Source organism: Microbulbifer sp. TB1203, from assembly GCF_030997045.1.
Taxonomy (GTDB): domain Bacteria; phylum Pseudomonadota; class Gammaproteobacteria; order Pseudomonadales; family Cellvibrionaceae; genus Microbulbifer.
On the sequence record NZ_CP116899.1, the window covers coordinates 3,979,171 to 3,993,661 of the forward strand.

Sequence of the window (14,491 nt, forward strand, 5' to 3'; positions counted from 1 at the left end):
TTCCCCTGTGAAAAATATTCTTATTGGCCGGTGATTCTATCGGAATGTCTGGCTTTGGTACCAGAACCGGCCTGGAACTGCTGGAGGGCTACTTGTCTGCCGCGGGTCTTTCCGGCCGGAAAACACCCACATTGCGATAGCCCTCGTCCATCAGGTGCGCGGCGTGCAGCTGGCTCATTACCCCGCGGGCGCAGTAGAGGAGGTAGTGGCGGTCCCGGTCCAGGTTCCCGAAGGCGCTGCTCAGGCGGTAGAAGGGAATGGTGTCCACCTGGGTGCCGGGCACTTCCAGCGGGTCCATCTCCTCCTCGGTGGGGTGGCGGATATCGATCACCACCGCGTCGCCGGGCTCAGTGGCAATCTCCACCGGCGGGGTTTCACCCTGCAGGTCCTCCATCACCCGGTCGATGTTCTGTATCGTGCGGCTGGCGACGGCGCGGTCGAGGATGGAGAAGTCGAATCGGGCCTCTTCTTTTTCCACCTTGTCCCTTTTTGCACGGGTGGTGGGTTTTACCGAGATGACCCCGCAGTACTCGGGCATATTCGCCGCGAATTCCTCGGTGCCGATCTCCCGCGCGGTGCGGATGATGTCGTTCTTGTCGCTGGCGATCAGCGGGCGCAGCACCAGGGTGTCGGTGACGCTGTCGATCACCGAGAGGTTCCTCAGGGTTTGGCTGGAGACCTGGGCGATGGCCTCGCCGGTAACCAGCGCGTCCACTTCCAGTTCTTCGGCGACGGTGCTGGCGGCGCGCAGCATCATGCGCTTGAGGATCACCCCCATATAGGAGTCGTCCACCCTCTCCAGGATCTCCGCCACCACCTCGTCGAAGGGCACGGTGATAAAGCGCACCCGGTGGGAGGAGCCGTACTTGTTCCATAGATAGAAGGCCACCTCCTTCACGCCCAGCTCGTGCTGGCGCCCGCCCAGGTTGAAGAACAGAAAGTGGGTGCGGATACCGCGCTTGATGGTCAGGTAGCTGGCCACGGTGGAGTCGAAGCCGCCGGACACCAGGGACAGCACCGGGTCCTGGGTCCCCAGGGGAAAGCCGCCGAGCCCCGGGGTCTGCGCTTCCACCACATTGAGTTTGTCGTGGCGGATCTCCAGCTTCACGGTGATATCCGGGTCCTTCAGCTTTACCCCGGCGGCGCCGGTGTGCTGGTTCAGGCCGCCGCCCACATACTGCTCCACGTCCAGGGACTTGAAGTCGTGGTTGCCGGTGCGCTTGGCGCGCACGCAGAAGGTCTTGCCGGACAGCTTGTTGCCCCACACCGACAGGGTCTTTTCATAGATGTCGTGCAGGTCGCCCAGGGGGAACTGGCGCACGCTGGAGAAGTTGGCGATCCCGGGGGTATGGGCCAGCACTTCATGGATGCGGCCGGCCAGGTGGGCCACCGCGTCCGGGGCGATCACATCGATCTTCTCCCAGTCCTGGCGCACGCGGATGCGGTCGTCCAGCGGTTTCAGCTGGCGCTGCAGGTTGTCCCTGAGCTGGCGCGACATGCGCTTGCGCACCGGGTTGCTCTTGATGGTGATTTCGGGAAAGAACTTGACGACGAAGTGCATGGAGATCCGGCCGGGTACCGCAGTTGGATGAAAGCCGGGCATTATAGACCAGGTGGGCTCCTGATGGTGCGCACCATAAATGTGCAGAATGCGGCAGTTATGCGCCAGTTTGGTGCGTCGCTCGGTGGCCGCCCGAACGCTTTGCATCTATTCTGCTCAGGTTGGTCCCGCGCGCACGGCCGCGGCCGTGGCGGCGTCAGCTGCGACGCCATTGCCCCAATTTGGCACACTCCTTGCTTCCCTTGATGCCACAAGAAGGGCTATAGCGACAAATAACTTTTCAAGACCTGGAGGACTGTAATGTCAGCGAAAACGCTCGGTTTGATTCAAGAGAGTGAGGCCAAATGGGTAGACCTGCGCTTCACCGATTCCAAGGGGAAAGAACAACACGTATCCATTCCGACGTCGGAAATTGACGGCGAGTTCTTCGAAGAAGGCAAGATGTTCGATGGTTCCTCCATCGCCGGCTGGAAGGGCATCAACGAATCCGACATGATCCTGATGCCGGACGACGAGACCGCTTTCCTCGACCCCTTCACCGACGAGAGCACCGTAATCATCCGTTGCAACATCGTCGAGCCGTCCACCGGCCAGGGCTACGAGCGCGATCCGCGCTCCATCGCGCTGCGCGCCGAGGAATACCTCAAGTCCACCGGCCTGGGCGACACCGTGCTGTTCGGACCGGAGCCCGAGTTCTTCGTGTTCGACGACATCACCTGGGGCGCGGAAATGGGCGGCGCCTTCTACAAGATCAACTCCGAGGAGGCCGCCTGGTCTTCCGGCCAGTCCTACCCGGAAGGCAACATCGGCCACCGCCCGGGCGTGAAGGGCGGTTACTTCCCGGTTCCGCCGGTGGACTCCCTGCACGACGTGCGCGCCGCCATGTGCTCCGCCATGGAGCAGATGGGCCTGAGAGTGGAAGTGCACCACCACGAAGTGGGCACCGCCGGCCAGTGTGAGATCGGCGTGGCCGCCAACACCCTGACCAAGAAAGCGGACGAGGTGCAGATCCTCAAGTACGCGGTGCACAACGTGGCCCACGCCTACGGCAAGACCGCCACTTTCATGCCCAAGCCGCTGGTGGGCGACAACGGTTCCGGCATGCACGTACACCAGTCCTTCAGCAAGGACGGCGTCAACCAGTTCGCCGGCGACGCCTACGCGGGCCTGTCCGAGACTGCCCTGTACTACATCGGCGGTATCATCAAGCACGCCCGTTCGCTGAACGCCTTCACCAACGCTTCCACCAACTCCTACAAGCGTCTGGTACCGGGCTTCGAGGCGCCGGTAATCCTGGCTTACTCCGCGCGCAACCGCTCCGCGTCCATCCGCATTCCGTATGTGCCCAGCCCGAAAGGCAAGCGCATCGAAGCGCGCTTCCCTGACCCGACCGCCAACCCCTACCTGGCCTTCGCGGCCATGCTGATGGCGGGTCTCGACGGCATCAAGAACAAGATCCACCCCGGCGACCCGGCGGACAAGGATCTGTACGACCTGCCGCCGCACGAAGTGGCCGAGTTCCCCACCGTGGCCTCCAGCCTGGAAATGGCCCTGGATGCCCTGGACCAGGACCGCGCCTACCTCACCGAGGGTGGAGTCTTCTCCGACGACGCCATCGACGCCTACATCGCGTTGAAGCGTGAAGAGGTGGAGCGCCTGCAGATGACCACTCACCCGGTCGAGTTCGAGCTGTACTACTCCGTATAAGCTCGAAGGCATCACACTGCCGAAAAAAGCCCGCGCCGTTCCGGCGCGGGCTTTTTTTTATGGGGTAAACTAGCCTTCTTTATATCGGGACTCCCGGGGCAACCCTTGTAGGAGCGGCCCATGGCCGCGATCGATATCGCTATGAAAAAATTTTCCCTGTTCCTGGCACTACTTCTGGTCACCCCGCTACTGGCGCTCGCCGGCGACGACGGCACCGACGACCCCACCCCCGGCAACACCATCTACAAAACTGTCGGCCCCGACGGCCAGGTAATCTTCAGCGACACCCCGCCGGCGGGCAGCAAGGCGGAAAGGGTGGAGGTGGGCCCCACCAACGTGCAGCCCATCGTCGCGCCCCGCCCGCTGCCGACCCGCAAACTGTCGCCCAGGGACCGCGACCGGCAGGACGACCAGGGGCCGATCAATTTCGCCATCGTCAGCCCACAGAACGGCACCACCATCACCCCCGGGCAGCGCTTTATCGTGCTGGAAGTGGCGGTGAACCCGGTGCCACGGGACGGCTACCGGTTCTTCGCGGTGGTGGACGGCCAGCCCTGGGTGGGCAGCTCCTCCGGCACCAGTCTGGACCTTTCCGCCCTGGAGCGGGGTACCCACCATATCCAGGCGGTGCTCACCGACCTCAGCGGCAATCCCCTGGCCCAGTCGCAGACCATAACCCTCTACGTCAAACGCGCCAGCCTGGACGTGCCCGACAACCCCGCGCCCCAGGCACCCCGGGCCCCCAGGGCCCAGCCCGCCCCCACCCCCTGACCTCTGCCTGTAGGAGCGGCGGGGCGGCCATCCGCCCATGGCCGCGATCGATCTTGCTTTGTAGCTGTATCGATCGCGGCCATGGGCCGCTCCTACAGGGACGCAAAAGGACTCCGCCTCTTCCCCTCCGCCCTCTTCTGTAGCACCAGTTCTGGCTATTTTTTAATCAATGCACAATAATGGTGCATTCGCCTGCGTGCAGATTCGCTCTGGCCCCAGCCTTTGCCCCCCTGCGCCATTTTGGTTTGCTTTTTGCACTGTCGTAGACAGTGGAGACGGGAAAGTTTTTTACATGCTCAACGATCGCCAGTTGCGCCAGCTGTTGGACAACCTGACTTCCGCGGTGGTGGTGCTGGATGGCAGCCTGTTGCTCTGCTATCTCAACTCCGCCGCCGAGGACCTGCTCGCCGCTTCCAGCGCGCGGGTCAGCGGGCTGCCGCTGGAAGAAATAGTGCGCGAATCCGCCGCCTCCCAGCGGGCCATGCGCGAGGCCCTGGCCAGCGGCCAGAAATACACGGTGCGCCGCGCCAACTGGCGGCTGCACAACCTGGAACAGCGCACGGTGGACTATTCGGTGAGCCCGGTGCCCGAGTTGGGCCTGCTGCTGATGGAAGTGCAGTCCATGGACCGCCTGTTGCGCATCGCCCGGGAGGACGCGCTGATCTCGGCCCAGGAGACCACCCGCAACCTGGTGCGCGGCCTGGCCCACGAGGTGAAAAATCCCCTCGGGGGTATCCGCGGCGCCGCGCAGTTGTTGCAGCGCGAACTGCCGGACCGGGACCTGGCCGAGTACACGCAGATCATCATCGACGAGGCGGATCGTCTGCGGGATCTGGTCGACCGGCTGCTGGGCCCGCGCAGGCCGGCGCAGCTGAAGCCGGTCAACGTGCACGAAATTCTCGAGCGGGTGGCCCAACTGATCGACGCCGAGTGCGACGGCACACTGGACATCCGCCGCGACTACGACCCCTCGATCCCGGACATTCCCGCGGACAGTGGACAGCTGATCCAGGCACTGCTGAATATCGCCCGCAACGCCATGCAGGCCATCGACGAGAGCATCGGCCTCGCGGCCGGGGAAATCGTGCTGCGCACCCGCATCCAGCGCCAGTTCACCATCGGCCGGCGCCACTGCCCGCTGGTGTGCCGCATCGAGATCGAGGACAACGGCCCGGGCATCGCCGAGGAAATCCGCGAGCGGATTTTCTACCCGATGATTTCCGGGCGCGCCGAGGGCTCCGGGCTGGGGCTGTCCATCTCGCAGAACATCATCAACCAGCATCGGGGGCTGATCAAATGCGACAGCCGCCCCGGGCAGAGCGTCTTCCAGATCTACCTGCCCTTAGCTGGCGAATAGAGAGCCAACGAATAATCGATTACCGGAAATGTGAGTATGAGCAATCGCGTTTGGATTATTGATGACGACCGATCGATCCGCTGGGTACTGGAGCGCGCCCTGACCCGGGCCGGTATCGAGACCAAGTGCTTTGAGAACGGCGACCGCGCCCTGGACGATTTCTACAGCGACTCGCCGGATGTGGTGATCAGCGATATCCGCATGCCCGGCGCCGATGGTTTCAAACTATTGCAGCGCTTCCAGGCGGAGCGGCCCGCGCTGCCGATTATCATCATGACCGCCCACTCGGACCTGGACAGCGCCGTGGCCGCCTACCAGGGCGGCGCCTTCGAGTATCTGCCCAAACCCTTCGACGTGGACGAAGCGGTGGCTGTCACCCGCCGCGCCCTGGCCCACGCCAGCGAGCAACAGAGTGCCGGACAGGTTGCCCTGGAGAGCGGCAACGGCAGCAAGGAAATTATCGGCGAGGCGCCGGCCATGCAGGAGGTGTTCCGCGCGATCGGCCGCCTGTCCCACTCCAATATCACCGTGCTGATCAACGGCGAATCCGGCACCGGCAAGGAACTGGTGGCCCAGGCGCTGCACAACCACAGCCCGCGCAAAAGCCGCCCGTTTATCGCCCTGAATATGGCCGCGATTCCCCGGGACCTGATGGAATCCGAATTGTTCGGCCACGAAAAGGGTGCTTTCACCGGCGCCAGCGCCCAGCGCACCGGGCGCTTCGAACAGGCGGACGGCGGCACCCTGTTCCTGGACGAGATCGGCGATATGCCCGCGGAGACCCAGACCCGCCTGCTGCGGGTACTGGCGGACGGCGAATTCTATCGCGTCGGCGGCCACACCCCGGTGAAAGTGGACGTGCGCATTATCGCCGCGACGCACCAGGACCTGGAAAGACTGGTGGAAGAGCACAAATTCCGCGAGGACCTGTTCCACCGCCTCAACGTCATCCGCATCCATATCCCGCGCCTGGCCGACCGCCGCGAGGATATCCCGCGCCTGGTCCGCTTCTTCTTCAACAGCGCCGCCAAGGACTTGGGGGTGGAGCCGAAAATTCTCACCCGCGAGACCGAGGAATACCTCGCCGGCCTGGACTGGCCCGGCAACGTGCGCCAGCTGGAAAACACCTGCCGCTGGATCACCGTGATGGCCTCCGGCCGCGAAGTGCACGTGGAGGACCTGCCCCAGGAACTGCACCAGCAGACAGCCGCCGGCGAGACATCGCAGGACTGGCAAAAAGCGCTGCGCCTCTGGGCCGACCGCGCCCTGGCCACCGGCCGCCGGGAAATTCTCAGCGAGGCGGTGCCGGCATTCGAAAAGGCGCTGATCGAAATTGCCCTCAAGCACACCGCGGGGCGGAAAAGGGATGCGGCGGAACTGTTGGGCTGGGGCCGAAACACCCTGACGCGGAAGCTGAAGGAGTTGGGGATGAACGGGGAGGAGGAGAGTGGTTAATCATTACGCAGTCTCGCGTCCGATATTGACAGTGCTGGCAAAGGGGAGTGATTTATAGCGCCATTTCCATGGGTCTTCCTCAAGTGGCTGTGAAATTGGACTAGATTTACGCAAAGTCGGGTAATTTACCGGCGACTGATTCCATAACAAGTCGAGGTGAGTGTGCAAAGGATTGGCACAGGCCGTATCTCTCTTTTTGCTCTTCCCCACGCCGCTGCTGGCGCAAACCTCCAGTACCACTTTTACAGTCTCGATCACTGTGGAGAGCGACTGTCTCATCACCGCCAACAATCTCAATTTCGGTGCGGTCGATGATCTGGACCAATCCATAGCGGGTGCCACCAACGGCTTCGTGACCTGCTCCGCAATAGTGCCGGTGAGTATTTCCTTCAATGCCGGTACCGGGGGCAGCAGCACCTTCGCTACCCGACAGATGGCCAACGGCGCCAATACCATCAACTACAACATCTACCGCGATTCCGCCCACACCGAGATCCTCGGCGATGGCAGCGGCGGTACCTTTACCATCGATTTCACCAGTACCGGCGGCAACGATCAGTTTATGGTCTTCGGCCAGACCGATCCCGGGCAGAATCCCAAGCCGATCGGTACCTACAGTTCCACGATTACCGCAACAATCACTTTCTGACATGAAGCTAATATATTGCGTGCTTTTGTTTGCCCTAGCGCTGTTCAGCGCTTCGCTCTGCGCCAAGGGCCAGCTGCAGGCGGGGCCGATACTGCTGCAGATAGGGCCGGGAGACAGCGCCTCGCGGCTGCGCCTGTCCAATACCGGCGACAGCCCCCTGTCGGCGCAGGTGCGCGTTTTTGCCTGGAGCCAGGAGCAAAATGCAGTTGGGAACCGACACCATCGACTACCAGCTCTACAGCGATGCCGCGCGGACCCAGGTCTGGGGCGACACTGCGGGCACCACGGCTGGCGGCACCGGTACCGAGCGGTGCGGCCCAGTCCATCCCGGTATTCGGCCGTGTGCCGGCCTAGGGACCCAAGCCGGAGGGCAGCTACCAGGATACGATTACTGCGACGGTGACTTTTTAGTGAAGTCGGGCTACCATCGCGGGTTTCTCTAACCGTTATGCCTCTGGGCCGACCGCGCCCTGGCCACCAGCCGCCGGGAAATTCTCAGCGAGGCGGTGCCGGCATTCGAAAAGGCGCTGATCGAAATTGCCCTCAAGCATACCGCGGAGCGGAAAAGGGATGCGGCGGAGCTACTGGGCTGGGGCCGAAATACCCTGACCAGGGAAATTAAAAGAGTTGGGAATGAACGGAGAGGAAGAGCATTAAAATATTGTGCTTATTTCCCGATAATTCAGCGCATTAATGCCGTTGCTGAATTCGAATCTTTCCCCTGCATAAATGAGGTGGGAGGCTGAAACCCTGGGCGCAATAGCATTGATGCGTTTCAAGCCTTTGAGTAGTTCGGCGCGATAGGTGGTGCTGGACTTTATTTCGATCGCCACAAGCTCTCTGCCCTGTTGGCAAATAAGATCTACTTCATTGCCGGTGCTGTCCCGAAAGAAGTACAAGTTCGGGATCTTGCCCTGGTTGGTTCTGTATTTCAGGCACTCCATAACCACCAGGTTTTCAAACATCTGGCCGACCAGTGGATCTCGTGTAACCTGCTCGGGTCTTTCGATACCCAACAGGAAGGCGAGCAGACCGGTATCCATGAAATAGTACTTTGGAGACTTTACTACGCGTTTGCCGAAATTCTCAAAATAGGGTGGCAGTTTGTAAACGATAAAAGAGGCTTCCAATATGGAAAGCCAGTGCTTGACGGTGTTTGCGCTGACCCCTACGTCATTGGCGAGCGAACTGTAGTCCATCAACTGGCCGGTTCTGCCGGCCAGCAGTTTTATGAATTTTTCGAAATGAGAAACATCTTTCAGGTGGATAAGCTGCCTGACATCCCGCTCTACATAGGTCTGGTAATAGTTGGAGTAGGCCGGAGTTGGTCTTTGCCCCTGATCGTAAATTCTCGGCAGAAAGCCGTTGAAAATGTACTCTTCAGGTTTGTCGAAGGTAATCTTCGCCTTTGCGAGCTCTTCGATTGAAAACGGATACAGATTCAGAATACTGGTGCGACCGGCCAGGGACTGGGTAATGGCCTGCCTTAATTCCAGTTGATGCGAACCGGTAAGCAGGAACTGCCCATTGCCCGGCTTCTCGTCGACAATGACCTGGATATAGCTGAGCAGCTCCGGCACCCTCTGTATCTCGTCAAGAATGACCTTTCCTTTGAATCTGGTCAGAAATGCCTTGGGGTCGTCCTCGGCCAGTTGGCGGGTTTCAGGGTTTTCCAGGTTGCTGTATTCATAGTCGTCCAGCAGCCCTCTGGCGAGGGTGGTCTTGCCCGCCTGTCGGGGGCCTAGTAGTGTGACCACTGGGTATTCCGCCAGTAATCTGCGCAGTTCCACACCGATTTGTCTGGCAATCATTAGCCCCTCTATACATGTAAAAACAAAGTTCAACTGCATTTTTACATGAAATTTGGGGGGAGCTCAACGGCATGTCGAGGGATATTCCGTCGTACGGGTGCACTCAGTCGAACGCACGCTGATCGAAATTGCCCTGGCAGGAGTTGGCGTCGGAAGAGCACTGCTCTGTCAGGCTGGGCGAGCACCTGCGCGCGTTGGGAAGCCCGAAGCCCGAAGCCGGGTGACCGCGTAGTTATCGAAAAAACGAAGGAATCCGGTATGCAGCGCCTGGAAGTTGGTACTGGCACTTTCGGTTACCAGTTGACCATCTACCAGCGGCAGGGCTTTAGGGTTGAACGCATTGACAAGAATTTCTTCTTGAAGAACTATCCAGAACCAATTGTTGAAAATGGGATTCAGCACAGAGATATGCTTAGGTTGACACTTGAATTCCGGGGCAAAAATTCTTGTCAACGAGCGGTTTGACGCAGGTTTTATAGTTGTTTATATCCCTATCTTATTGCAGCTCGAAATATTGTAGAATGACGCCGTTTGGGTGGCTACCGGCAGATGGAAAGCTGTCATAGAACCGGAAATTACAGATAACAAGCAGCGGAGCGAGCTGCACTGCGCATCCCCCCCTTTGCAGAAAATTTGATAAAAACATTGAACCCACACCGAATCGGTTGCGACTCATCGGTGACAGAGGTTCTTGCAGAGTGACCGCTGGATGGCTGTGTCCCCATTTCGACTACCGAAAACACTGGCGTTGCCGCTGCTGATCAGCAGTTGGCCGGCACTGTCTGTGCCTGTGGTACTCGCGCAGCCGGAAGCGCAGCTGAGCGCTCCGGAGGTCGACGATTTTTATCGGCCGCGAGAAAGACTGCGCCTTTCCCTGCCCGGCGATATGGGAGCCGATGGCCCCGGGCAACTAAGCCTGGAACTGGATGGCATGGATGTTTCGGCACTGGTTCAGTGGCGCGGCGCGGAGCTGGTTTACGTGCCGGTGCGGCCGCTTACACCCGGCGCCCATGAATTGAGGGTGATGTTTTACGGCGAGCGCGGCCGCGTTCAGGAACTGGGCTACTGGACCTTTGAGGTTCGTCACTCGGCGACACTGCGGGAGCTTCAGGCCAATGGCCAGTTGAATCTGGCTTTCAGTCAGCGTGTCACCGAGCGCGACCGGAGCGGGGGAAGCAACCTTCAAGGGGGCGGCAATCTGGAGTCCGGCCTGAGTGGCGACAACTGGCGGTTGGATAGCAGCCTGGACTTGATCGCGGTGAACAATAAGGATCTGGCCATTGCCGGGCGGGAAGTGGACCTGGCACGTTTCAACCTGCGCGGTGAGTACGGCCGCTATCGGCTGGCCCTCGGTGACCAGCAGTTGGCCTCCGCGAGCCTGATCCAGGATGGCTTCGAACGGCGCGGCGTGTCGACCGGTGCCCGGCTGCCCCTTTGGGACGGCACTCTGTCGCTGTATCGGGCCGGCAGCCAGCAGCAGGTGGGCGTGGATGCAGGGCTGGGCACTGATGATGCCGACAATCGCCTGAGTGGCGGTCGCCTGGAGTTCTGGCCCCTGCGCGGGGACGGCGCGCAACTTATGGTGGCGGGAGGGCGCCTGTCCGGTCGCGTCGGCGAGCCGGACTACGCCACTCTCTACCCCACTCCCTACCCGCAGGACGGCCCGGACACCGACCCGGTGGTGCACGAAGGTGATGCCTGGAACCTGGTAATGGATGGCCAATTTTTTCAGCGGCAACTGCGTGTGCGGTTGGAGAAAGCCGGGAGTGAGTATGACTTTGACGGTGTCGATATCGGCTTTGAATCCGAGCGGGATAACGCCTGGTCCGCGCTGCTGGTATTGAACCCCACGCCGGGGGGTGAACTCGACTGGCGCCTCGGCCTGGAATCAAAAAAACTGGGCACCTGGTATCGGAGTCTGGCGAACCGGTACGCGCCCGCCGACAAGCAAATGGAGCGGGTTTTCTTCGATATCACCAGGGATAAATGGACCTGGGACGGCGGCTACGCCGTAGAGGACAACAACCTCTCCGAGCACGCCGACTACGCCATATCCAGAACCCGGCAATGGCATATCAATACCCGCTATATGGATTACGATCTCCCCGCGTGGTCGCTGCTTGTGGCTTTGGGGCAGCCGAGTTACACCCTGTCGGTGGAGGGCGCCAGGTTGCGGGACCGATACACACCGCAGGGATACCTGGCGAACGATCTGGAGACCAGGCGCTACGCGCTGACCGCGGCCTTTACCCGGGAGCGGCTGCAGTGGTCGGCGGGTTACCACTACGACAGCCTGGAGGATGCCACCGGCTGGCAACCGGAAACCCGCACCCAGGCAACCCGGCTGGATGCGGGCTGGTATCCGAGTGGCCGGTACAGCCTCTTTGTCGGCTGGGAACTGCAGCACACCACCTATCCCGATCAGGGCGTCAGTACCGATCGGCATATTTACTCTGTGGATGCGAAGGCGGAATTTATCCCCGAACGGTTAACGGGCGGTCTCAATATGGGCCTGAATCAGACCAGTGCGAGAGACGACCCTTTCTTCGCCCAATGGGATGAAACCACCTATATCAGTGCCCAGCTGAACTGGCGGATCCGGGAGCCAGCCCCCCTGAGTTCGGGTCTGGAGCTGATTGTATCCATCACCCGCAACGACTACCGGGATCGATTGTTTGCGGTCGATTCGTCGGTCGGTTCGCCGGACGATGGTTATCAGGCATTTATTGAACTGCGCTCCAGTCTGCCGGTAGCGTATCCGGGGGTGCGGCCATGAGCTTCTGTCGTCTTGCCATTGTTATCATTCTTGCGCTCGGGTTCGCCCTTCCCGCATCCGCCCAGGAGCTGGAACTCTGCTCCTCCATGCAGCCCTGCCCGGCGCCCCGCCCGGTCACGGTGGGGGTGGAAACCACCCTGCCCATTGTCTGGAGGGGCAGGACTTATATCGCCGGTGACATTGCCTCTGATGTGGGCTTTTTTACCCTCGACGAGACGGCTTCGGGAGAGCGACTGGGCGTTGTGCGTCGCCCCCTGATGGGCCGGCTGGCCGGGTCGGCAGATGGCCAGTTAGTGAGTTTCACCCTCAACGAAACCCTGACGGTTCCCGCGGAGGTGGGCCAACGCGCAGCCGCTCTGGGCGCCCGCCAGCTGTTATACGTTCGCCAGTTCAGTATCAACGGCATGTCGGTCACCGGTGTGCAAACCATTCGGCTGTCCGCTTCATTGCCCAATGCGGCGCGCTCCCTGCGCGAAGGGCAGGCGGTGACCGCCAGTGGCCTGATCGTCCGGCGGGTGGCACTGCGGTTTGACGACGGTGCCGCCGTGGCGTCGGTGGGGCGCAGCACGCGGCTGCGGGCGTTGGCCGCCATCCGTTACGACCGCGCCGGTTTGCTGGAGGCGGTGTGGGAGGTGGCGACGCCGGCGACCACCCGCGGCCAACCGGTATTCCGCCGGCTGGACACCGTGCGCCAGTATCTGGGGGGCGGCCAGGAGGCTTCCCTGCAAAGCCCGGTGTTACCGACCGATGAAGCGGGGCTGTATTTGCTGCGGTTGCGCCTGCTCCAGCCTTCACTTGAGAGTGACAGTATCGAATTGCGCTATCAGGTAAGCGGCAAGCCGGCGGCGCCGGCGTTCGTGCCGGTGTTGCCCGTGAACAGTCCGCGGGCGGGAACGGCTCTCGACGCCGCGACGGAATTTCGCTGGCGGCCGGTGGCCGGTACACGGGCCTATCAATTGGAACTGTACGACCAGCCCCCGTCGGCAGCGGAGTCGGTCACCTCGTCCGAACCCGGCACCGTCCCGGCGGAAATGACCGCGGCACCCACTACGGGTATTCTGCTGCAGGGCAATACGGACCGCACCCGGTTATCTCCCACCGTGTTACACCGGTTGCTGCCCGGGCGAATTTATTACTGGCGAGTGAGCGCGGTGAATGCCGAGGGAGCCATTGTGGCCGCCAGTCCGATTCAGTCGATTCGCACCGAGGAGTAAGCCGGGCCAATCTATGGAATATTCAGTACAGGATAGCGACGAACAGTTGTTGCGCACCATGGCGGTCGGCGATACGGAGGCGATGACCGCGTTTTATCGCCGGCACGAAGCGCGTGTTTATCGTTATCTGTTGTCCAGGTTGAACGATTCATTCACCGCCGCCGACCTATTGAATGAAGTGATGCTCGAGGTCTGGCGTTCGGCAGCCCGGTTTGCCGGGCGCGCCAAAGTCACCACCTGGATGCTCGGAATTGCGCACAATAAAGTGATGACCCACTGGCGCAAGCAGGGCGCGCGCGAGTTTACGGACCTGGACGACAACCTGACCGACGATACGCCGGCCGCGGATCTGGAACAGACACTGGCCGCGGTGAAAGACGGCCAGGTATTGCGCGCCTGTATGCAAACCCTGTCGCCACCCCACCGCGAAATCCTGCACCTGGTGTTTTTCGAAGAGCTGGATTACGCGGAAATTGCCAGTATTCTGCAAATTCCCGAAGGCACGGTGAAATCCCGGGTGTATCACGCCAAAAACCTGTTGAAGAAACAACTGGCCAGAGCCATGAGGTCGTCATGAACAAAATTGATGAGCAATTGAATCTGTGGGCCAACGGCAGATTGCCGGAAGCGGAGCGCCAGGCGCTCGAGAAAAAAATGGCCGAGGACCCGGCCCTGGCCCGGGAAGCTGAATTTTTAAAGGCGCTTCGGCAGACAGTTCAGAATGAACCGGTGACGCCGCCGGGAGAACTCGGCCTGGCCCGTTTACAGAAAGCGATGCGCGAGGAGCGGGAAGAGGAACGGAAAAAAACCTTCGAGGTGCCGCCCCGTAAAAATTTCTGGAAACCCGTGGCGATTGCGGCCTGCCTGATGGTGGCGGTCCAGGCGGCACTGCTGCTGGGACCGACGCCCTGGGAGGGAGGTACAGCGGTCGATGTGGGCCCGGCGTCAGGAGAGAGCGTAGCGGCGGGACCGCGGCTGCAAATCGTCTTCGCTCCCGAGGCGACCGCGGCGGATATTCAGGCGGCCGTGCTGAGTGTGAACGGCAGCATCGTCGCCGGACCCAGCGCCCTGGGCGTCTTTCGGTTGGGGCTACCGGAAGAAGTTTCCACCGAGGCGGCGGTGGAGACCCTGCAGGCGTTTGAGTTTGTGGATGAGGTTATCGCACCGTGATGCCGAGGGCTGGCGGGCGG

General features: G+C 61.2%; 13 protein-coding genes and 1 pseudogene. 12 read left to right on the top strand and 2 right to left on the bottom strand.

All coding sequences use genetic code 11. The annotated features are described in order from the left end of the window. Positions 1-88: 88 nt before the first annotated feature. The gene (gene thiI / locus PP263_RS16995; RefSeq protein WP_308368627.1) at positions 89-1,561 is read right to left on the bottom strand and encodes a tRNA uracil 4-sulfurtransferase ThiI; all 1,473 of its coding nucleotides are present in this window, start codon (positions 1,559-1,561) and stop codon (positions 89-91) included. A 300-nt stretch (positions 1,562-1,861) separates the two neighbouring features. Between thiI and glnA the strand changes: the two genes are divergently transcribed. From glnA to PP263_RS17025, 7 genes and pseudogenes are all read left to right on the top strand, one after another. Further along, positions 1,862-3,268 (top strand): glutamate--ammonia ligase, encoded by a 1,407-nt coding sequence (glnA, locus tag PP263_RS17000; RefSeq protein WP_308364970.1) that lies wholly within the window; start codon positions 1,862-1,864, stop codon positions 3,266-3,268. Between the two features lie 120 nt (positions 3,269-3,388). Next, positions 3,389-4,039: a DUF4124 domain-containing protein gene (locus PP263_RS17005; protein WP_308364971.1), complete on the top strand. Its 651-nt coding sequence runs from the start codon at positions 3,389-3,391 to the stop codon at positions 4,037-4,039. 292 nt (positions 4,040-4,331) lie between these two features. Next, positions 4,332-5,396: a nitrogen regulation protein NR(II) gene (glnL, locus tag PP263_RS17010; protein ID WP_308364972.1), complete on the top strand. Its 1,065-nt coding sequence runs from the start codon at positions 4,332-4,334 to the stop codon at positions 5,394-5,396. Between the two features lie 30 nt (positions 5,397-5,426). Beyond that, the gene (gene glnG / locus PP263_RS17015; RefSeq protein WP_308364974.1) at positions 5,427-6,851 is read left to right on the top strand and encodes a nitrogen regulation protein NR(I); all 1,425 of its coding nucleotides are present in this window, start codon (positions 5,427-5,429) and stop codon (positions 6,849-6,851) included. A 172-nt stretch (positions 6,852-7,023) separates the two neighbouring features. Beyond that, positions 7,024-7,500: a spore coat U domain-containing protein gene (locus PP263_RS17020; RefSeq protein WP_308364976.1), complete on the top strand. Its 477-nt coding sequence runs from the start codon at positions 7,024-7,026 to the stop codon at positions 7,498-7,500. Between the two features lie 200 nt (positions 7,501-7,700). Then, a complete protein-coding gene (locus PP263_RS22750) occupies positions 7,701-7,943 on the top strand; it encodes a spore coat protein U domain-containing protein (protein ID WP_374693673.1) in 243 nt (80 codons plus the stop codon). Between the two features lie 12 nt (positions 7,944-7,955). After that, a pseudogene (locus PP263_RS17025) lies at positions 7,956-8,132 on the top strand (helix-turn-helix domain-containing protein); the annotation flags it as partial. A gap of 21 nt (positions 8,133-8,153) precedes the next feature. Here PP263_RS17025 and PP263_RS17030 read toward each other — a convergent pair. After that, positions 8,154-9,311, bottom strand: coding sequence for an ATP-binding protein (locus PP263_RS17030; protein WP_308364977.1), 1,158 nt, complete (start codon positions 9,309-9,311; stop codon positions 8,154-8,156). Positions 9,312-9,569: 258 nt separating this feature from the next. Here PP263_RS17030 and PP263_RS17035 point away from each other — a divergent pair, with 258 nt between their 5' ends. The 5 genes from PP263_RS17035 (at position 9,570) to PP263_RS17055 (ending at position 14,471) form a co-directional block, all read left to right on the top strand. Beyond that, positions 9,570-9,776 (top strand): hypothetical protein, encoded by a 207-nt coding sequence (locus PP263_RS17035; RefSeq protein ID WP_308364978.1) that lies wholly within the window; start codon positions 9,570-9,572, stop codon positions 9,774-9,776. A 250-nt stretch (positions 9,777-10,026) separates the two neighbouring features. Further along, entirely contained in the window at positions 10,027-12,087 is a 2,061-nt protein-coding gene (locus tag PP263_RS17040; protein WP_308364981.1) for a hypothetical protein, read from the top strand. After that, on the top strand, positions 12,084-13,301 hold the full coding sequence (locus PP263_RS17045) for a hypothetical protein (RefSeq protein WP_308364983.1): 1,218 nt from the start codon (positions 12,084-12,086) through the stop codon (positions 13,299-13,301). Before PP263_RS17040 ends, PP263_RS17045 begins: the two co-directional genes overlap by 4 nt. 13 nt (positions 13,302-13,314) lie before the next feature. Next, positions 13,315-13,878, top strand: a complete 564-nt coding sequence (locus PP263_RS17050; RefSeq protein WP_308364985.1) for a sigma-70 family RNA polymerase sigma factor — start codon at positions 13,315-13,317, stop codon at positions 13,876-13,878. Further along, positions 13,875-14,471: a hypothetical protein gene (locus tag PP263_RS17055; RefSeq protein ID WP_308364986.1), complete on the top strand. Its 597-nt coding sequence runs from the start codon at positions 13,875-13,877 to the stop codon at positions 14,469-14,471. The genes PP263_RS17050 and PP263_RS17055 overlap by 4 nt, the downstream gene beginning before the upstream one ends. Positions 14,472-14,491: the final 20 nt, after the last annotated feature.